This window comes from Armatimonadota bacterium (assembly GCA_013359125.1).
GTDB lineage: Bacteria > Armatimonadota > Fimbriimonadia > Fimbriimonadales > GBS-DC > JABWCR01.
In genome coordinates, this window is sequence record JABWCR010000030.1 from 1 (window position 1) to 19,925 (window position 19,925).

17 protein-coding genes are annotated in these 19,925 nt (G+C 59.5%); 11 read left to right on the plus strand and 6 right to left on the minus strand.

Annotation, left to right across the window (positions count from 1 at the left end):
- The first annotated feature begins 584 nt into the window (after positions 1–584).
- From HUU60_11830 to HUU60_11855, 6 genes are all read left to right on the plus strand, one after another.
- A complete protein-coding gene (locus tag HUU60_11830; GenBank protein ID NUL83390.1) occupies positions 585–1,535 on the plus strand; it encodes a GNAT family N-acetyltransferase in 951 nt (316 codons plus the stop codon).
- A 1-nt stretch (position 1,536) separates the two neighbouring features.
- Positions 1,537–2,514 carry a GNAT family N-acetyltransferase gene (locus HUU60_11835; protein ID NUL83391.1) on the plus strand — a complete coding sequence of 326 codons (978 nt, stop codon included), beginning with the start codon at positions 1,537–1,539 and terminating at the stop codon, positions 2,512–2,514.
- On the plus strand, positions 2,496–3,566 hold the full coding sequence (locus HUU60_11840) for a peptidase C45 (protein NUL83392.1): 1,071 nt from the start codon (positions 2,496–2,498) through the stop codon (positions 3,564–3,566). The genes HUU60_11835 and HUU60_11840 overlap by 19 nt, the downstream gene beginning before the upstream one ends.
- A gap of 133 nt (positions 3,567–3,699) precedes the next feature.
- The gene (locus tag HUU60_11845; protein ID NUL83393.1) at positions 3,700–4,158 is read left to right on the plus strand and encodes a hypothetical protein; all 459 of its coding nucleotides are present in this window, start codon (positions 3,700–3,702) and stop codon (positions 4,156–4,158) included.
- Positions 4,155–5,159 carry an aspartate-semialdehyde dehydrogenase gene (locus tag HUU60_11850; protein ID NUL83394.1) on the plus strand — a complete coding sequence of 335 codons (1,005 nt, stop codon included), beginning with the start codon at positions 4,155–4,157 and terminating at the stop codon, positions 5,157–5,159. Before HUU60_11845 ends, HUU60_11850 begins: the two co-directional genes overlap by 4 nt.
- A 24-nt stretch (positions 5,160–5,183) precedes the next feature.
- Positions 5,184–6,764: a diguanylate cyclase gene (locus tag HUU60_11855; protein NUL83395.1), complete on the plus strand. Its 1,581-nt coding sequence runs from the start codon at positions 5,184–5,186 to the stop codon at positions 6,762–6,764.
- On the opposite strand, the gene folP is transcribed toward HUU60_11855, so the two are convergent.
- The 3 genes from folP to HUU60_11870 form a co-directional block, all read right to left on the minus strand.
- Positions 6,761–7,603: a dihydropteroate synthase gene (gene folP, locus HUU60_11860; protein ID NUL83396.1), complete on the minus strand. Its 843-nt coding sequence runs from the start codon at positions 7,601–7,603 to the stop codon at positions 6,761–6,763. The two genes, HUU60_11855 and folP, sit on opposite strands and share 4 nt — an antisense overlap.
- Entirely contained in the window at positions 7,587–8,342 is a 756-nt protein-coding gene (locus HUU60_11865) for a tetratricopeptide repeat protein (GenBank protein NUL83397.1), read from the minus strand. The genes folP and HUU60_11865 overlap by 17 nt, the downstream gene beginning before the upstream one ends.
- A gap of 108 nt (positions 8,343–8,450) precedes the next feature.
- On the minus strand, positions 8,451–9,443 hold the full coding sequence (locus HUU60_11870) for a hypothetical protein (GenBank protein ID NUL83398.1): 993 nt from the start codon (positions 9,441–9,443) through the stop codon (positions 8,451–8,453).
- Between the two features lie 442 nt (positions 9,444–9,885).
- Here HUU60_11870 and HUU60_11875 point away from each other — a divergent pair, with 442 nt between their 5' ends.
- Genes HUU60_11875 through ggt form a run of 4 tightly spaced genes read left to right on the plus strand, consistent with a single transcriptional unit; the run spans position 9,886 to position 15,565 of the window.
- Positions 9,886–11,427 (plus strand): PQQ-like beta-propeller repeat protein, encoded by a 1,542-nt coding sequence (locus tag HUU60_11875; GenBank protein ID NUL83399.1) that lies wholly within the window; start codon positions 9,886–9,888, stop codon positions 11,425–11,427.
- A gap of 3 nt (positions 11,428–11,430) precedes the next feature.
- Positions 11,431–12,159: an ABC transporter ATP-binding protein gene (locus tag HUU60_11880; protein ID NUL83400.1), complete on the plus strand. Its 729-nt coding sequence runs from the start codon at positions 11,431–11,433 to the stop codon at positions 12,157–12,159.
- 8 nt (positions 12,160–12,167) lie between these two features.
- Positions 12,168–13,460 (plus strand): L-seryl-tRNA(Sec) selenium transferase, encoded by a 1,293-nt coding sequence (gene selA / locus HUU60_11885; protein NUL83401.1) that lies wholly within the window; start codon positions 12,168–12,170, stop codon positions 13,458–13,460.
- Positions 13,457–15,565, plus strand: a complete 2,109-nt coding sequence (ggt, locus tag HUU60_11890) for a gamma-glutamyltransferase (GenBank protein ID NUL83402.1) — start codon at positions 13,457–13,459, stop codon at positions 15,563–15,565. Before selA ends, ggt begins: the two co-directional genes overlap by 4 nt.
- On the opposite strand, the gene pfkB is transcribed toward ggt, so the two are convergent.
- On the minus strand, positions 15,562–16,497 hold the full coding sequence (gene pfkB, locus HUU60_11895) for a 1-phosphofructokinase (GenBank protein NUL83403.1): 936 nt from the start codon (positions 16,495–16,497) through the stop codon (positions 15,562–15,564). The genes ggt and pfkB overlap by 4 nt on opposite strands.
- A 55-nt stretch (positions 16,498–16,552) precedes the next feature.
- Here pfkB and HUU60_11900 point away from each other — a divergent pair, with 55 nt between their 5' ends.
- Positions 16,553–17,659: a cysteine desulfurase gene (locus HUU60_11900; GenBank protein ID NUL83404.1), complete on the plus strand. Its 1,107-nt coding sequence runs from the start codon at positions 16,553–16,555 to the stop codon at positions 17,657–17,659.
- Here the strand turns inward: HUU60_11900 and HUU60_11905 are convergent.
- Positions 17,649–18,503, minus strand: coding sequence for an NAD(+)/NADH kinase (locus HUU60_11905; GenBank protein ID NUL83405.1), 855 nt, complete (start codon positions 18,501–18,503; stop codon positions 17,649–17,651). The two genes, HUU60_11900 and HUU60_11905, sit on opposite strands and share 11 nt — an antisense overlap.
- A gap of 2 nt (positions 18,504–18,505) precedes the next feature.
- Positions 18,506–19,921 (minus strand): tetratricopeptide repeat protein, encoded by a 1,416-nt coding sequence (locus tag HUU60_11910; GenBank protein ID NUL83406.1) that lies wholly within the window; start codon positions 19,919–19,921, stop codon positions 18,506–18,508.
- Between the last annotated feature and the right edge of the window lie 4 nt (positions 19,922–19,925).

A 19,925-nucleotide genomic window follows, 5' to 3' on the forward strand; every position in this document is an offset into this window, starting at 1 on the left:
GCCTTTCGCTCCCCTCCCTAAACTCGCCAGAGTTTGGGGAGGGGATACAGGGGAGGGGCAAGATCGCCCGAGATAGACCGATTCTTTCGTCTCAAACGACCTTAGCATCGATACTGTTTAGTCTGAGCCCTGAACACGACGACCTGTTCAGAGAGCCGAACAGAGCACGTACGGCGGCATCGGGAAACGAACCCGGTTTGGCTTGCGAGAAGCCTCCACACCAAACGGCGGGTGTGGAGGCATAAAACGGTCTTTCGGCTCGCGGGGACGCTCGCCCTCCCGGTCTTTCGGCTCGCGGGGACGCTCGCCCTCCCATTCTTTCGGCTCGCGGGGACGCTCGCCCTCCCGGTCTTTCGGCTCGCGGGGACGCTCGCCCTCCCATTCTTTCGGCTCGCGGGGACGCTCGCCGGCCCGGTCTTTCGGCTCGCGGGGACGCTCGCCCTCCCGGTCTTTCGGCTCGCGGGGACGCTCGCCCTCCCGGTCTTTCGGCTCGCGGGGACGCTCGCCCTCCCGGCCCGATCCCATTCAGGCAGACCTTTACCACCCTCTTATCGATAAACTATAGAGCACGGGGGCGAAACAACATGACGATCAGACCTTATGAGATAGAGGACGCGGCGGATTGCGTCGAGATGGCGAACGAGGACGACACTACAGGCCTCACGACCGTGGAAGACTTTTTGCACCGCGACAAAACCCGAAGCAAGGAGCTTTTCTTCCAACGATTTGTGGTCGCCGAAGGTGGCCGAACGGTCGGCTTTGCGTCGGTGTTCAATGGCGATTGGTCGGCCAGCCCCGACAGTTATTACACGCGCGCGCTGGTTCGGAAGAGCGATCGAAGCAGGGGCTATGGCCGCGCTTTGGCCGATCAAGTCGAAGCCGTTCTTGCCGAGAGAAAAGCGCAAGAAGTTCGAACGTTTCTAAAGGAGCACGACGAGCGATCCGTTCGATTTGCCGAGCGACGCGGCTTTGCAGTCGAGCAGCGAGTTACTCGCTCGCAGATCGAACTGGAGCAGTTCGACCCGAACGAGTTTGCCGAGTGGCTCGGCTATGCCGACAAGGCGGGAGTTCGCATCATGACTTATGCCGAACTCGCGCACGACCCGGATAGGGCTCGAAAGGCTCACGCGATGCACGATGCCGGGATGATGGACGTTCCGACCGGCGATGCCGTTGCCGAAGTCCCGTTCGATCGCTATAAGAAGACCGTGCTCGGCTCGCCTCACTTTGACGAGCGGACGCTCTTTCTGGCCGTCGATCCTGACGGCGACTATGTGGGCTACACACAGTTGTGGGGTTCCAATCTGCCTGCCAAGATGCATACGGGGCTGACGGCCGTGGCGAGAAGCCATCGAGGCAAGGGATTGGCAAAAGCGCTCAAAGTCGCGGCGCTCGCCCATGCGAAATCGATTGGTATCAAGATCGTGGATACGGAGAACGACGAGACAAACGCACGGATGCTTGCGGTCAATTGGAAGTTAGGCTTCCAGGCGTTCGAGACCGACCTGTTTATGGTCAAGAAGGGAGAGATTTAGGATGAAGATCGAAGCGTTTGAACTGACCAAAGACGACTATGCGCCCCTGGCCGATTTGATGAACGCCGTCTATACGGACAACTTGTCGACGCCGGACGAGATGGAGTACTTTGAGAACTCGCGCGAGGCCAAGTGCAAGTCCTACAAGTGGCGTTTGAAGGTTGGCGACGAATGGGCCGGGTTCGGAGAGATTCGAAACGTGAGCGATTTCTATCACCCGGATAAATATTGGCTAAACATGGTCGTGCACCCCGATCATCGCAACAGGGGCTACGGCCAGGCTCTTTGGGTGGCGATCGAAGCCAAGGCTCGCGAATTGGACGCCATCAAACTTCGCACCGCGGTGAAAGAAGATTGGGAGTATGCGCTTCGTTTTTGCGATAAGCAAGGCATGGTCGAGATGTTTCGCGGTTGGGAGAGCGCGCTCGATCTTCAGAACCTTGACCCGACGCCCATCTTGGCACAAGCTGAAAAGGCTCGCCAAAGCGGGATCGCGATCAAGAGTTTGGCGGAACTTCGTTCCGACCCAGACCGAGACCGGAAGACGTATGAAGTGTCGGTGGAAACGGAGATGGACGCGCCGAGCATCGAGCCGATTACCAAGATTAGTTTCGAAACGTTTGTCGAGCACACGTTCAAGAATCCGAACTTTATCGAGGAGGCGTTTTTCATCGCTCTGGACGGCGACCGTTATGTCGGCACGACGGCTATGTGGCTGACGCAAGGCCATCCGGAGCGGGTTTACACGGGACTGACCGGCGTGCTGAGGGATTACCGGAGGCGCGGTATTGCCTCTGCGCTCAAGTTGCGCGGTCTGGAGTGGGCGAAGAACGCGGGATACAAGGAGACTGTAACCTGGAACGCGACCATCAATCGACCGATGCTTTCGATCAACGAAGCGCTTGGTTTTGAGAAACGGCCCGCGTGGGTAGAGTACCATTACATCATGCGAGAGGAAGCATGCAGATCATCAGCCTAGACGGATCGACCTACCATCAAGGATTCCTCCATGGCAAAGGCTTAAAGACGGAGATCGAGAACAACGTCGCCGTCTACTTCGAGCGATTCCGGCTTGAAGGCGAGTTGGAACGAGAAGAGGTTCTTCGCCGAGCGGGGCTCTTTGCCGATTCGATCGAGCGACAGACCCCCGCTTATGCCGATGGCATGGAGGGGATCGCCGAGGGGTCCGGATTGCCCTATTTGGACATCGTCGCACTGAACGTACGATACGAGTTGCTCTACCACCAATACACTTCATTGGCCGTGGACGGTTGCACCAGTTTTGCGGTGATGCCCGAAGCGAGCCGAGACGGCGAATTGCTGATGGGCCAGAACTGGGACTGGATTCCCCAAACCGAAGGCGCGCTGTTGCTAACGATGCACGACAACGGAAACACAACGATCGCATTCACCGAGGCAGGCATCTTTGGCGGCAAGATCGGGTTCAACTCGCATGGCGCGGCTTTGGGGGTCAATGGTCTGCTTTCGACCCAGGACGACTGGTCGAAGCTAGAAATTCCCTTCCATGTGCGGTGTTGGATGGCGCTGAACGCCGATTCGCCTGACGGCATGCGGCAAGCTTTGATCGGCACGCCTCGGTCGTGTTCGGCCAATTTCATGGTCGCTTTTGGTTCCGAAGCGGCATTCGATTTGGAGACCGCGCCGAACGCCTATCGCGAACTGGAGCCTGTTAATGGCCGATTGGTGCATACAAACCACTTTCTCGATCCTTCGGCAGTGCCCGTAGAAGAGCCGCCCAACGAGGCGAGAGAGCGATCTCGGCATCGTTTTAAGCGGATGAGCGAGTTTTTTGAGAACTCGGAGAAGATCAGTTTGGACGACTTGAAGGGTTTCCTGATAGACCATGACGGGTGGCCATGGTCTATCTGCCGGCACGAGGATGCGACTATTCCGCCTCAAGACCGCTCGATCACCGTCTGTTCGGTCATTATCTGTCCGGCCGAAGGCTGGATGGAGATCAGCGACGGGCCGCCCTGCCAATCGACCTACCTTCGCTTCGGACTGGCTTAATCGAGTACAATAGGACATGCGAACGCTTTGTATACTCCCGCTCGTTGCTTTGCTGGCGGCTTTGCTCGGTTGTCAGAACTCGGCTTCTACACAGGACCCGCAGCCTAAGACTTCGCCCGGCGTCGCCGCTGAGCTGACGACGGAGTCGACCGGTTTGACTTGGACTGCGCCTAAGGAGTGGAAACTGGGCGAAAAGCGACCGATGCGCATTGCAACCTACGTTGTGGGCGAAAAGGGCGAATTGGCGGTGTTCTACTTTGGAGAGGGGCAGGGGGGCGATCCCGATTTGAACATCGACCGCTGGAAACGGCAGTTCAAACTGCCGGAGGGTTCCAAAGAGGCGGTCAAAGAGACCAAGCGAGAAGTCAGGGGCATGACGGTCCGCATCGTCGATGTTCGGGGCACGTACACCAATCCGGGCGGTCCGATGATGGAAAGCCAAGGCGATCTGCCAGATTATCGATTGTTGGGCGCGATCGTGATGGGCCCCAAGGGTAGCGTCTTCTTCAAGTTCACCGGTCCGGCCAAGACTGTCGCAGACAACGAGAAGGCGTTCAATGCGCTGATCGGCAGTCTCGAAAAGGCTAAGTGAAGCCGCCCGTCCGCGCAGCCATTGTCGGCGCGACCGGCGCGGTCGGCAGCGAACTGCTGGCTATTCTTGAACAGCGACAGTTTCCTCTTTCGGACCTGCGGTTGCTGGCCTCTTCGCGCTCTGCCGGGCGGGTTGTTGTCTGGAAAGGCGAGGCCAGAACGGTTGAGCCACTAGACGGCGCGTCGTTTGAAGGCGTGGATGTTGCGTTCTTCTCGGCGGGGGCGGAACGTTCGCGGGAGTATGCGCCGATCGCCGTATCGCAGGGCGCGCTCGTGATCGACAATTCTTCCGCTTTTCGAATGGATCGCGAGGCGCCTTTGGTAGTGCCCGAGATCAACGCTCGGGCTATGAACGGCGCTCGGTTGATCGCAAACCCAAACTGCACGGCGATTATCCTGTGCATGGCGCTGGCGCCGCTTTCGAAACTCGCCACAATCAAGCGGGTCGTCGCTTCTACTTATCAGTCGGCCAGCGGTGCGGGCGCTCAGGCGATGCAGGAGCTTTTGGATCAGACGGCAGACTACTTGGCCGGGAGGTCGATCGAGCCAAGAATCATGCCCCATCCCTATGCGTTCAATCTCTTTTCGCACAATACGGCCATCGGCGAGGACGGTTACAACGGCGAAGAGGCTAAGGTGATCGAGGAGAGCCGGAAGATTCTGTCGATGCCCGAACTGGCCCTCACCGTTACCTGTGTGCGCGTGCCGGTGTTGCGCGCGCATTCGATCAGCGTCAACGTGGAGTTCGATCGGCCGGTCGATGAGAGCGAGGCGAGAGAAGTTCTCTTAGCGTCCCAAGGCGTTCGGGTAGTCGACGATCGCGAGCACAATCTGTTTCCAATGCCCTCTGAGGCTAGCGGTCAGGACGAGACGCTGGTGGGGCGCATTCGGCAGGACAACACAAACGCCAATGCCCTTAACCTCTTTGTGTGCGGCGATCAGTTGAGAAAGGGCGCCGCGCTCAACGCCGTTCAGATTGCCGAAGCCCTAATGAGCCGATAGGCTAATTCCGAATCATTGAATCGGATGGCTTCACAACAAGACAAGTCACGGTCGGCCTCGGCAGCCTTTGTCGCCCTGATCTATGCGCCCATGGCAATCTTGCTGTATGGGGCGATCTTTGCCGCCGAGGATCGACTGGTAACGATCTGCATCTATGTCGCAGCCATCTGCTGTTTGACGGCAGCGGGCTTGCGATGGCGCAACGGGCTAATAAGTTTGAGGGAATCAGAAGCGCGGCTGAAAGACCAGGCAAAGACCTTGGAAGCGCGCACCTCCGAGCTTGCAAAGCAACAAGGGCTGTTAGCCGATTACACCGAGAGCCTTCAAGCAGCCTCTCGCCGATACGAGGATCTGTTCCAAAATCTGCCGGTCGCCTGCTTTACGTTTGATTCGGGCGGCTCGATTTTTGAGTGGAATCGGGCGTGCGAGGGTCTGTACGGTTGGAAGCCAGAGGAGACGTTCCAGCAATCTGTCTGGAGCATGTTGTTCATGCCCGAGGACGAGCCGCTGATGAGAGAGTTGGTCCGGCAAGTTTACGATGGCGGCAAGGTGCCCGCGCTGGAGGTGCAGCAGCGCACTAAGGAAGGCGAAACGATCGACGTGCTCACCAGCATTTTTCCCATCCGCGCGGCCGACGGTTCGGTTGTGGGAGCCATCTGCGCTAATACGGACATCAGCATGAGAAAGGCCGCCGAGCGCGAGAGAGACCAGTTTTTCAACCTATCGCTCGATATGTTGGCAGTGGCGGACGTGAACGGCGTTTTCAAGCGCGTCAATCCGGCTTTTGGCAAGACGCTTGGTTGGAGTCAATCGGAGTTGGTCAACCGCCCGATTCAAGAGTACGTTCACGAGGAAGACCGAGCGCTGACCGAACAGGCCATCGCGAGGCTATTGGAAAGCAGCGAGGGCGACACGTTCGAATGTCGGTTCAAGGTGAAGGACGGGAGTTACAAGTGGCTCTCTTGGAGTTCGCCTCCGCCGTTGCCGGGCAGTCCGTCGCTCTTCTTGGTCGCTCGCGACGTTACCGAGCAGAAGTTAGCGGCGCTCGAATTGGAGTCCAAGAATACGGAACTATTGACCGAGAACGAGCAGCTTTCTACCCTCGCGACGACGGATGGGCTGACTGGGTTGGCCAACAAGAGAGCCTTTACCGATATATTGACCGAGGCCTTTCGCACAGCCGTAAAGAGCGGCAGCCCCTTGTCCGTGTTGGTGATCGATGTGGACAAGTTCAAGTCGTACAACGACGAATTTGGCCATCCTGCGGGAGACGAGGCACTGGTTCAGGTTGCCGCGGCGCTCAGTAGCGGTGTGAGAGACGGCGACACGGTAGCGCGGTATGGCGGCGAGGAGTTCGCGGTTATCCTTCCTAAAGCCGATCGCGAAAGAGCGATGGACGTTGGGGAGCGTTTGCGAGTCCTGGTAGAGAGCAGCGAATGGCCGTTGCGCCCGGTTACCATCAGCGTGGGAGTCAGCACTCTATCGACGGAGATCAAGTCTGAAGGCGAATTAGTCGAGATTGCGGACAAGGCGCTCTACCATTCCAAATCATCGGGCCGCAATCGGGTAACGCACGCGGCAACCCTGAGCAATCCGGCGGCTTAGGCGCTGCGGATTGCGGCGGCGATGGCGATCGCCCGCTTGGTGGCCCGTGGATCGTGCGTACGAATAATCGAGGCGCCTTGGTAGACGGCGATGGCCGCGGCGGCGAGGGAGCCCTCCAATCTCTCTTCGGGCGGCAGGCCGTCTGTCAGTTTCCCGATGAACGACTTTCTAGACGCTCCGATCAGCACCGGATAGCCCAGTTGACAGAAGTCGCCGATGTTGTCGAGAATCTGCAGGTTGTGCTCAAGATTCTTGCCAAATCCTATGCCAGGGTCGATCCAGATATGATCGGGCGGGATGCCGACCGACTGGGCGACCAGCGCTCGAGCGGATAAGAACTCACAGATCTCTCGAACGACATTGCCGTAAACCGGGTTCTGTTGCATCGTTTTGGGGTCGCCCTGCGCGTGCATCAGCACGGCGATCGCGCCCGAATCGGCCGCGACGGCGCCCATATTTTCGTCAAATGTCATCGCGCTGACATCGTTAATAATGCAGGCGCCGCGCTCGACCGCGCCCTGTGCGACCGATGATTTGCGCGTGTCGATAGAGACGGCCGCTCCCAGTTGCGCGACGGCTTCGACGACCGGCCAGGCGCGTTGCGCTTCGATCTCTTCGGGCACGGCGTCGGCTCCAGGCCGGGTCGATTCTGCTCCGATATCTATGATGTCTGCGCCCTCTTCGATCATTGCTTGGGCGCGGGCAACGGCGGAGTCGAACGAGGCATATCTGTTGCCGTCGTAGAAGCTATCGGGCGTTACATTGAGCACGCCCATCACCAAGGGGCGGTGTCTGACCAGCCTTAGAACGTCGTCGCGCCGATCAGTTTGGAGGGGCATAGCCGGAGTATACCGGCTCGGGCGATTCGAGGCTGACGGGCACGTGTTCTAAGAGTTGTCGGCCCTGATCGCTCAAATGAAAGCCCATTGATCGGACAGCCAACTGTCTATCGCGCCGGAATGCGGTTCTAAACGGGGCGCTCTCTAACACGAGCGTAACAATGATTCGGAGCTGCCAGCGATCGAGGGTATCGAGCGCCTGTTGGGCCGCGTTGCGATGCTCATCGGTCGGGTTCATTTTCAGCGATTGCATCAGGTCGCGCGCGGCGGCGGCATAGTCTCCTTTTTGCTGAAGAATCTCGGCGCGCTGGATTCGGTATTCGTGATTGAACGGGTCTAAGTTGACCAGTCGATTCATGACGCTGAGGGCAGAGTTGGGATCGGCCTTTTCTTCGTAGGCTCGGGCCAGAATTTCGAGCGCGAAGGGGTTGTCGGGATGCGATTCGAGCCAGGCCAGGCTCTCGTTCTGAGCGTCCTCGACGAGGCCGCTCTCTAAGAGAATATCGATCAGGAGGGCGCGGCAGAGAATCTGTTCGGGCGCCATGCGCACGGCTTCTCTTGCCGCGGCGATAGCGCCTCGCCATCGTTGCTGAACGCGAAAGAGTTCTGCAATTCGATAGTAACAAGCTGCCGGTTCGATACCGCGCCTTAAGGCTCTTTGCAGCGTGCGAACGGCTTTGGCGAGTTCGCCATTACGAATGCAGTCGTCGGCAATTTCAAAAGGATGGGCTCGCTTCATTCCTGACTCCCGTGGCTCGGCTGTCCGAAGATTATCTCTTATTCTGGGGCCTGAGTCAATCGGTGAATCCTACAGGATTACGCATAGGTTTTCTACCTAATCGCTGATTTATCCTCTAAAATCTGGCAATTCTCGCAGTAACTTGCCCATTATGACGGCCCATTGTCGGAGTCTCTCATCCGAGCCGACCGGGAAGCCTGCCTCTTGGTTCGAGAAGAGACCGATGGCTCCGATCACGGTTTCGTCCGAACGCAGGAGGCTGACGAGTTTGCTTTCTCCGGGCATGCTTCGTCTGGCATGTCGGATGAGATCGTGGGACGTTGCCGACCCCGAGGCGCCCGGCGGCTCGAACCCTTGAGCTGCAAGGACCTTTACGCCGTCGCGCATTGCGCCCCAGATCGCGCCGCCTGCTCCGCCCATGGCCCGGACGGAGTATTCCAGCAGGCTCTTGGCCGGCTGGGTCGGATCAAAGTTGTCGATCACTCCTAGGCAACTTTCTGCCTCTATCAGGTCGGCTTGCTTCTTGCGGTACTGGGCTGCGAGGTCTTTGAACGCCTCTTTCAGGTCTTTTTGAACCATCGTCGCGCTGGTCAAAGCTTCGGCGGCTTGATCGAGCAGCGGATCCGGCTCCGGCTCCGCTTTCTTGGATGGAGACGACACCGCCAACGACATGCCCAATCCTATCACCAGCAAGGCGGCCAACTGGATATGGTGTATCTGTGAAAAGGGCGTGTAGTCGCCGTCGCGCCAGCCCGCCAGATAGGCAAAGAGAGCCGTACAGAGCAGCGTCGAAGCGATGCCCCACTTTCGCCCGCCTGAAGCGATTGCGATGAGGATTGCCGGATAGAAGAGCCAGAAAAAGTCCTCGGGCACGTTCCAACTGTAGATCCAGAAGGCGACAACGCTGGCATCGCCGATCAGTTCGACGATGTTCGATATGATGTCGGACTTTGCCTTTGCGCGTATGAGCCAGGCGAGCATGGCATAGGTCAGCCCGCCAGCGGCGAAGTATTGGGCGAAAAGGTAGAGGTCGGCGTTCAGCATCGGCGCAAGCCATGTGAGCAAGACGACAAGGCCGGCCCTGACCGCAAACGCTGTCATGCGCAGAATCTTACCAGGATAAGTAGCAAAACGCCCGAAACGAGCGCAGGCAGGCTGCGCCTTGGCCTCGCTCGATGACCGACGTTGCCGCCGATCCGTGAAACGCTGCCGTCCGCGTCTTACCGCCTGTGCCGCCCTGCGATTAACCGGCCTAGCTGGGGCTTTGGCCGGCTGTCGCCTCGCTCTCCCTTCGAACGCCGCGTCCGCGTTGCCGTCGGATAGACGTTCGGTCCGGAAGCGACCGGGGCGAAAATGCCTTGCGTCGTTTCGGGCCGCCGCGGGTTTCCCCGCTAGCATTCATATCATATCACGAATCGCGCCGAGGCGATAGCGCAAAACCTGAATCTGGCAATAATACGAGGTGTTGGCCGCAAAATTGAACCGTGGCAGGAGCGCTGATCGTCTTATCGAATAGGACGATGGTCGAAGGAGGCAGTTTGGTATGAACGTGAAAGCGATTTGGACGATAGCGACTTGTTTCGCGCTGTTGGGATTGGCGCAAGCGCAGACGCCGGTGTTGCAGTGGCGATTTATGGGAAGTCCGGTTTCGGAGAACTTAGCCGATCCATTGACGCACAATGGCGTCGTTTACTTTCCGAGCGTTAATAAACTTTTTGCGGTTTCTCTGGCGGACGGAACCTTGAAGTGGCAGTACCCATCGGACGGGACACTTGACGGCGCAATCCGAACGCGCCCGGTAGCCCACAAAGACCTGTTGCTCTTTGCGACGGGCAGCGGGAATCTCTATGCGGTTGCAGCGGACACGGGTCGATTGCGCTGGACGTTTGCGGCTAAGGCAGCGATCACAGCATCGCCGGTTGTAGACGGAGACGCGATCTATTTTGGCACGGGCGATGGGCAGGTTTTCAGTTTGGGGGCCGAGACGGGCGAGCCGCTGTGGCCGAAGCCTCTGCGCATCGGCGTCTATATTGCCGGCTCGATCATTATGTACGACGGCAATCTGCTCTTTACCTCTGACGATGGTCGGATTTACTGCGTAACGGCAGCCGGGCAGCCGCGATGGAGCGCTCGACTCGCGACCCCTGCCATCGACGCCCAACCCGTTATCGGCGGCGAGAGCATTTTTGCGGTCGGCGGCAACCGGCTCTACTGCGTGTCGGCATTGTCGGGCCGTGTGATGTGGCAAAAGCCCTTTGCCAACGATCTGCAGTTTGCGCCGGCAGCGACTGAAGAAGCCGTTTACGTGGCGTCTGAGGATCGCAAGATATACGCCTTTGACCATACGGGGCAGGCGCTTTGGGATTCCAAGTCTGCGCCCGAGATGCAGTTTGCACCGGGCGGGCGGCCGGCCGTTGCTCACGGCTATCTGTGGGGCATATCGAAGCGCGGCGGGCTTTATGCGTTCGACCCGAAGGACGGCGCATTGAAGTGGAGCTACACCATGAGGCCCGTGCCGGGCGCGGCGGCCGATTCGTCTGGCCGAGTTTCAGACTATGTGAACGTCAATCGGCCGATCGCGTCGGTCGACAAGGGCGCATTGGTGGTCTCGGACGACGGCACGCTCAGCTACTTTTCGGTCGCTTGGGTCGACAAGATTGCTCCCGACGTGTACGATTTTATCCCCTACATGGGGGAGATCATGTCGGGCCAACCGCCGCACGAGGTGTTTGTGCGCGTGCGAGACGACAGCAGCGGCATCAACCCGACCTCTGTGCAGATATTCTTGAACGAGGAGATGCTGCCGGTTACGTACGATTCCTCTCGCGGGCTGGCTATCGTAGAGATCAAGGCCGAGGGCACAGTCCGGCCTTGGCCCGATGGGCGCCAGACGCTTCGAATCGTGGCTGCAGACTGGTCGGGCAACACCGTTGACAAGAGTTGGGGCATCTACATCGACAACAGTTTGCGCAAGACTCGGCGCGCTCCGGCCAAAGAGGTCGGCGGAATTGCAGCGGGCGGCGCAGGCCAAGGCCCGAGAGCGGGCGCAGGATCGGGCGGAGGCGGCGCCGGTTCTGGTCGATAAGGCATGACAGCGATACGGCTGGAGGATGCAAGCAAGGAGTTTTTGCTCGCTCACCAGCCGTATGCTTCTCTCAAGGGTCTTCTGCTCTCCTTTTTGCCGCGCAAGATCGAACGCTTGCAGGCGCTTCGACACATCTCGGCAAGCGTCGAGAAGGGCGAAACGGTCGCCATTGTTGGGCGCAACGGCGCGGGCAAATCGACGCTGTTAGGCCTGTTGGCGAAGGTTTACAAGCCCTCGTCCGGGTCGATGAGCGTCGAGGGTCGCGTGGCGCCGCTCTTAGAGCTCGGCGCCGGTTTTCATCCCGATCTGACCGGTGTGGAGAACGTCTATTTTAACGGCGTGATTTTGGGATTGACGCGAAAACAGGTGGCCGATCGGATGGACCAGATCATTGCTTTTGCCGATCTACACGGCTACATCGACGCGCCCGTACGAACTTACTCGTCAGGCATGTTGTTGAGACTGGGGTTTGCCGTGGCCGCTTCGGTCGATGCGGACGTGCTGTTGGTGGACGAGGCGCTTTCGGTCGGCGATGCCGAGTTTCAGCAAAAGTGCTTCAATCGGATCAAGCAGTTTCAGGACGAGGGGCGAACGATTCTGTTCGTCTCGCACGACATGGAGGCGGTGCGTCGAATAGCGCCGCGCGCGTGGTGGATGGATTCGGGGGAGTTGAAGGAGGACGGACCGACGGAGAAAATCGTGAGCGACTATCTGGCCTCCATGCGGTCATAATCTAAGTTGTGGAAAGGCCGCCTTCGGTCGACAAACTGATTCGCGAAGTATGGAGCGCAGGTTCTCGGTTGCCTAGACCCTTGATAGCCGAGGCGGCGCGAGAGACGGTCGCTGCAATGCGCGCGGGCGGCTTAAACGGCCTCGATCCCGTCGCACTATGCCGACAGAAGGCAGAAGAGCGGTTGCGTTCGGGCTGTCGGGGCGCGATCAATGCGACCGGCGTGCTGCTTCACACCGGCTTGGGGCGCGCGCCCTTGTGCAAGGCAGCGCAAGAGCGGGTCTCATCGCTCCACCATGCATCGGTAGAGATCGAGTTGGATACCGGTCGGAGAGGCGATCGGCAAGCGCATTGTCGATGGCTGCTTCAGCGATTGACCGGTTGCGAAGACGCGCTGATCGTAAACAACAATGCGGCGGCCGTATTTTTGACCATTCGAACGCTGGCCGCCGGGCGCGAGGCGATCGTCTCCAGGGGGCAACTGATCGAGATCGGGGGATCGTTTCGACTGCCCGACATCATCGAGCAAGCCGGCGCCCGGATGAGAGAGGTCGGCACGACCAACAAGACGCGAATTGAGGATTACGAGCGGGCGATCAACGATCAGACGGCGCTGATTCTAAGATGCCATCCGAGCAATTTCAAAATCGAGGGATTTACCGAGGAGGCGTCGATAAGCGAACTGTCCGAACTTGCTCGGTCGCGCGGCATCCCGCTGATGGACGATGCGGGCAGCGGATGTCTGATCGACACCCGACGGTACGGCTTGCCGCACGAGCCGACGCTTCAAGAGAGTCTGAAAGCGAACGTGGTAACGGCCAGCGGCGACAAGTTGATCGGCGGGCCGCAGGCAGGGCTCATCTTGGGCGGCAAGGAGATCGTTTCAAAGTTGGCTGCCAATCCGCTCATGCGCGCTCTTAGGCCGGGCGCGATCACGCTGGCCGCATTGGAAGCAACGTTGGAGACCTATCTCTACTCCGAGAATCCGGTCGATGAGATACCGATATGGCGGATGATTCTAGAGAGCCAAGAATCGTTGCGAAAGAAGGCGCGGAGGCTCAAGACCGGCTTGCCGATAGTCGATACGGTCGCGGCGATCGGGGGCGGCGCACTGCCCGGGTTGTCCCTTCCCAGCGTCGGACTACAGGCAAGCGACAGCCAGGCAGACGAAGTCGCCCGGAAGCTGCGTTCGCTCGATCCGCCTGTCTTTCCGCGCATTGTGGACGGCAAAGCGATCCTCGATCTTCGTAGCATGACCGAAGGGGAAATCGAAGCCCTGCCCTGGGCGCTTAAGGGCCTATGACCGACCGGCAGCGCCAAGAAAACGCGGCGATGCGTCGGCTGTTAGCAGAGTTAGAGCGCGTTCACCCCAAACTGCGCGGCCATAGCGAAAGAGTCGCCACCCTTGCGGTCGTCATCGGCGCTCAGCTGGGTCTTGCGAGCGATGCGCTCCGCCGGTTGCGATTGGCCGCTGCGCTGCACGATGTTGGGTTTGTCCGATTGCCCGACGCCGTGCTCGATTTAGGCGAAGAACACGAAACGAGCCATACTGCGCTAGGAGCCGAGATCGTTGCGAACGATCCTCTGTTGGCCGAGTTGGCCCCGACCATCGAAGGCGTCGGCTCGCAGGATGCGTCGGTCGAGTCCAGAATAATCGCCTTGGCAGAAGCCTACGATTGGGCAACGTATTATCGGCGGACTGAGGAGCGACAGGCGCTGGTTAACCTGAGCGCAGAGGGTTTCTATGACGAGGCCGCGCTAGAGGCGCTGAAGGCTCGGTGGCCGGTCGTCCAACCCGTTCGAATCGAGGAGGAAGGCGTTATGGCATCTCGAAGCGCGGTTTATGCGGCGAAAGGGGTTGTGGCATCGTCTCAGCCATTGGCCGCCGCCGCTGGAGTCTGGGCCTTGCGACAGGGCGGTAGCTGCATCGACGCGGCGATCGCCTGTTCGGCTGTGCTTTGCGTGGTCGAGCCTTGGGCGAGCCAGGTCGGAGGCGACGCCTTCATCGTCCACTACGACGCCAAGTCGCGCCGTTTTCGCGCTGTCAACGCATCGGGCGCGGCGCCCGCCAAGGCATCGCTCGATCTCTATCCAAACGGCATCCCGCTGCGCAGCCTGACGGCGGTAACGGCGCCCGGATTGGTGGACGCTTGGGGCCATGCGCACCGGCAATGGGGAAAGCTGCCGTTTGAGAAGCTCTTTGAGCCTGCCATCGACTATGCCCGCAACGGTTATCCCATTAGCCCGCGAAAGGCGCAGGCGTGGGCGGGCACGCGCACGAATCGAGCGCTGGCGCATTTGCCCCAGGCGCTTTTAGGCCAATCCAGTCCGCCCGCGGCGGGCGACCTAGTGAAAATGACCGACCTGGCCAGGTCGCTGGAGACGATTGCCAAGGGTGGTCGGGACGAGTTCTACCGGGGTTCGCTGGCCGACCGCATCGTTGATTATTGCAAGAAGCACGGCGGCTGGTTCGAGAAATCGGATCTGGCGGCTCATTCGTCGGAAGAGCACGAACCGCTCCGCGCCCACTATCATGGACACGAATTAGTCACCCAGCGGCCCATCTCGCAAGCGTTCATTCTGGCCCAGGCATTGGCGATCTTGGACTCGTTCGACCTAACCAAGATGCAAACTTCCGAGCGCATTCACACCATGTTAGAGGCGATTAAGTTGGGATTTGCGGATCGATGGGCTTACTTGGGCGACCCCAAAGTTCGAGAGAATCATTTGGAAGCTTTGCTCAGCCCGAACTACATCGCAAAACGGCGAGCGGCGATCGGTCCCAAGGCGACGCCGATCCATGCGCCGGGCAAGCTGAACGACACGCACACGACCTACTTTTGCGCAGCCGACGCGGATGGCAACATGGTCAGCTGGATTCAAAGCGTGTATCACGTTTTTGGCAGTTCGATCGTGCCGGACGGTACGGGCATCCTGCTGAACAATCGACTGTTGGGATTCTCGCTGAAACCCGACTCGCCGAACGTGCTGGCGCCCGGGAAGAGACCGATGCATACGCTCAATTCCTACATGGTCGCACGGAACGGCCAGCCCGTGTTCGTGGGCGGCACGCCCGGCGCCGACTATCAGGTTCAAACCAACCTCCAGGTCATCTTCCAGGCGGTCGATATGAAGCTCAATCCTCAAGCGGCCATCGAAGCGCCGAGGTGGGCCTGGGAGCCAAGAATCGCAACGGAGCCGAGCGAGGGCAATCTATTGGTCGAGGTTCCGAGCGAGGAATCGGCGGAGTGGCGGGAGGTCGTCGAGCAGTTGAGGGCCCGCGGGCATACAGTCAGAACCTCGCGTTTTCCGGGGCATCCCAGCAGCGTTCAATTGATCGAGAAAAAGGCGAACTGCTATGTGGCCGGGTCGGATCCCAGGGCCGAGGGGATGGCGGTCGGTTATTAGGCGATTTTTTGCACCACGATCTCGGGCAGCATTTTTTCCGTGTCCTGGCGCGTGCAGATTTCCGATCCAGAGGTCATTGCGGTCGCGGTGCCGGCGGCCACGCCCCACTTGAGCGCCTCTTCGAACGTGCCGCCTTCGGCAGCAATAAACAGCGCGCCGCCGACCAGAGAATCTCCGCTGCCGACGGTGCTCCGGGCTTGAATCAACGGCGGTCGGGCTTTGAAGGCGCCGTGCTGCGTGATGGCGACGGCGCCTCTGGCGCCGCGCGAGATGATGACGAACGGTATGCCGTGTTTTTTGCTGAGCGCCGACGCGGCTCCTAAGAAGTCGTTGTCCGAGTGGAGGTTCATGCCGACAAGGCGCTCGGCCTCGAGTTCGTTCGGCTTGATCATGGTCGGTTTTCCGTGCAAGCCTTGCATCATGGCCGGGCCTTCGGCATCGAGCACGGTCGATACGCCATGCTCGCGGGCCAGTTCTAAGAGCGTTTTGTAGGCGTCCCTTGGAGCGCCCGGCGGAAGGCTGCCGCCGGTGGCCATCCATTTGACGCGGGGCAGATGCTTCTTGACCCTCTCTAACAGCGCGTTCCAATTCTCCTCGGTTATGGTCGGGCCAGCCTCGTTCAGCGTGGTGGGCGGACGATCTTCGGCCTCTTCGATACAGATATTGCGCCGTGTGCGCCCTGCAATGATCTCGAAATCGGTCTCTACGCCCTCCTCGTTGAGCGCCATCTGAACGAATCGTCCGTGCCGTCCGCCCAAAAATCCGGTGGCGACCGCTTGTCCGCCCAAAGCGACGAAAACGCGCGCGACGTTGACGCCTTTGCCGCCCGCGTCCAGTTCTACGCGGGTCACTCGATTGGTATCGCCAATTTGAAGCGAGCCGACAAAAAGTGTCTCGTCAACGGATGGGTTCAGGGTAACCGTAAGGATCATAGCGTAACGATTATGGCCTACCGTGTCAACGAGGCGCGGGTAGAATGCCGGCAAAGTGAATTTAAGGGCCTATCTGGACTGCGCCGCTACCACACCCATCCTGCCCGAGGTTCGGCGGGCGATGGAGCCATTCTTGGCAGATAAGTTTGGCAACCCCTCTAGTTTGCACCTTTGGGGGCGGGAGGCGCGGTTGGCTATCGATCTGGCCAGGGAGCAGGTGGCAGCTGCGATGCGATGCGATCCGGCAGAGATCTGCTTTGTCTCCTCGGGGACCGAGGCGAACGCGCTGGCCATCGTTGGCGCAATGCTGGCCGGGAATCGTCGCAGGCTGATCGTCTCTGCCACCGAGCATCATAGCGTTCTGGGGGCAACCGAGTTGGCGGCGGAACTGGGGTTTGAGACGATGACCGTCGGAGTTGATCGCGCCGGGCTGGTCGATCTGGATCGGTTAGAGAGTTTGATGGACGATCAGGTCGGGTTAGTATCTGTGATGGCTGTGAACAACGAGACGGGCGTTGTGCAGCCTATCGAAGCGATTCGGTCGATCTGCCAACGATTTGGCGCGCTTTTTCATACGGATGCGGTGCAAGCGACGGGGATCACGGCGTCTGATGCCGATCTCGCGACAATTTCCTCTCACAAGATTCACGGTCCAAAGGGGGCTGCGGCGCTGATCGTAAACGCGGGCGTTCAGGTGAAGGCACTGATTCGAGGCGGCGGGCAAGAGCGCGAGCGTCGCGCGGGCACCGAGTCGGTGGCCTCAATTGTCGGCTTCGGCGCGGCGGCATCGCTTTTAGGGGCTTCGGTCGCATCGATGCGGGATCGGTTGGAAGAGGCGATCTTGGACGGCTGTCCATTCGCAAGGCGGACGACGGAGGCCGAGCGAGCGCCCCATATCTCGCATCTGCTGTTCGACCGCGTATCGGCCGAGAGCCTTTTGATCGCAATCGACCGGCGCGGTGTGGCGGCCAGCAGCGGCGCGGCCTGCAGCGCGGGGTCGATCGAGCCTTCGCACGTTTTGATGGCGATGGGTCTGAGCGAGGAGGAAGCCTTGACGGGCATTCGGCTATCTATCGGACAGACGACGACACAGGAAGAGGTCGATTATGGGGCGGCTGTGATCTGCGAAGAGGCCGAGCGAGTTCGAGCGGCTACTCGTTGACGCGGGCGCCCCATTGCAGCCTGTTGCGCAGTTTGTCGATGAACTCGCCCTTTTCGAAAACGATGATCTTGGCGTCGAAAGGCGCGCGGGAGATCTCGACCGATTCGCCCACTTGGACTAACTGATGCCGTGCGCCGTCGGCCGTTAGGCGCGAACCTCTGACCGCCTTCGTTTGTTGCCTCCCGCCGTTGAGCACCTTGACTTCGATTTTGGACGTTGCGGGAAGCATCAGCGGGCGGATACTGAGCGTATGGGGCGATATGGAGACGACCGTGAGCGCTTCGACCGTGGGATCGACCACCGGGCCGCCGACAGACAGCGAATAGGCGGTAGAACCGGTCGGCGTTGAGACGATGATACCGTCCGCCGGGTAGGATGAGAGTTCGACGCCATCGATGACGATTCCAAACTCCAACAGCGGCGCCTGGGACTGTCGATAGATAGCGACTTCGTTCAATCCATAGAGGGGCGCTTCGGTTCCTCGCGCTGAGACCATCACCCTTGACTGAACGCTGCAGTCGCCTTTAAGAGCCTGATCGAGCCGCATTTCTAACTCGTTTGGCCGTACTTGCGCGACGAAGCCAAAGCGTCCAAAGTGCGCGCCGAATATGGGGGCTCCGGCCGGCGCGGCCAAGTGCGCTGATGTCAGCAAAGTACCGTCTCCCCCTAGGCTTACTACAAAGTCGATGCCTTCGGGCAGAGCGGTCATTTGAGCCGCATCGGCTTGCGACACCGATTGAACGCTTGCGCCGAACTGGAGCAGTTTGCTTTGGGCCTTTTGCGAGGCGGCCACAGCGTCCGGCTTGCTCGGATGGAAGACAATCAGGGCGGAAGAGGGCGGCAACGCTACCTCTTCAGCCGATCCAGATTTTTCTTGGCGTCCGCGTAGTTAGGGTCGATGCCGAGCGCCTTGGTGTAGCTTTCGCGGGCGGCGGCCATCTGCCCTTTTCGCTCATATATCACGCCCAGGTTGTTATGCGCATATTTGAGCCGCGGATTGAGCTGAATGGCTTGCAGGAACGCTTTTTGCGCCTCGTCCAACCGGTTCTTCTTCTCGTGAACCAGGCCGAGGCCGTTCCATGCCAGCGCCGACCCGGCCTGCTTGGCGATGACGGCTTTGTACTGCTGTTCGGCGCGGTCGAACTGCTCGGCTTGGTAGAGCGCGTCCGCAAAAGCCAGTCGAGCGTCTAGGCGGTCGGGCGCCTTCTGCAGCGCCTGTTCGTAGAGCGCTACGGCTTCCTTTGCACGGTTGGTTCGGCTATAGGCGGTCGCCAGGTTGATCGAGGCTTCCACCATGCCGGGCTTTTGGTCCAGCGCCATCTGGAGGAAGGCTATCGCCTCGGCGTTCTGGTTCTGCTTCAGTCGAATGAAGCCCATCTGATTGAGCGCTTCTGGATCGTTCGGGCGTATTTCTAGGGCTTTTTGGAGGGAGTTCGCAGCAGCGGCCCAACTTCCCTGCCCTGCTTGGAGCACGCCGAGGTTGTAGAGAATGTCGGCGTCTTTGGGACTGAGGGAGGAGGCCTTCTCGAGGGCTTTGACTGCGTCGGCCGGTCTCTTGAGTTGCGAGTAGGCATCAGAAAGCTGCACCCATGCTGCGGCGTCCTCAGGATCGAGGCGCGTTGCGGTCTCCAGAGCGGTTGCGGCCTCTTGCCATTGACCTAATCGCCCGGCGGCCTGCGCCAGATTGACCTGAAACATGGCGGATTTGGGATTGAGCTGGGTCGCCGTTTTGTACTGTGCGTGGGCTTCCTTCAATTTGCCCGTTTGCTGGAGCGCAAAAGCGAGATTGTTGCGCGCATAGGGGTCTTTGGGCTGGGACTTTATGGCCTGGTTATAAAGGTTGATGGCTTGATCGAACTTGCGCTGTTTGGAGTAGACGTTGGCCAGGTTGTATTGCGCCTCGAACGAGTCGGGCTTGAGCGCCAGCGCCTTTTTGTAGGCTTCGACCGCTTTCTCGTAGTCGTTGAGATGCAGGTAGGCGTTGCCTAAGTTGTTGAGCGTGCCGACATCGTTTTTTCGCACATCGGCGGCGCGTTCCAGGATGGGCGCCGCCTGCTCGAGCTTGCCGGTCTGAAGCAGCAGGAATCCCAGCCAGCTGAGCGCCTGGCCGTTGCGCGGTTCTCTATCAACGACCGTCTCTAATTTTTGGATCGCCTCGGCGGTTTTGCCTTTCTTGTGAAGCTCGACCGCGTCCGCAACATCATCGGCCCAAAGGGCGCAGGTTAGAATCAGGCAACAAATCGACAGTTGTAGGAGTCGCATGGTC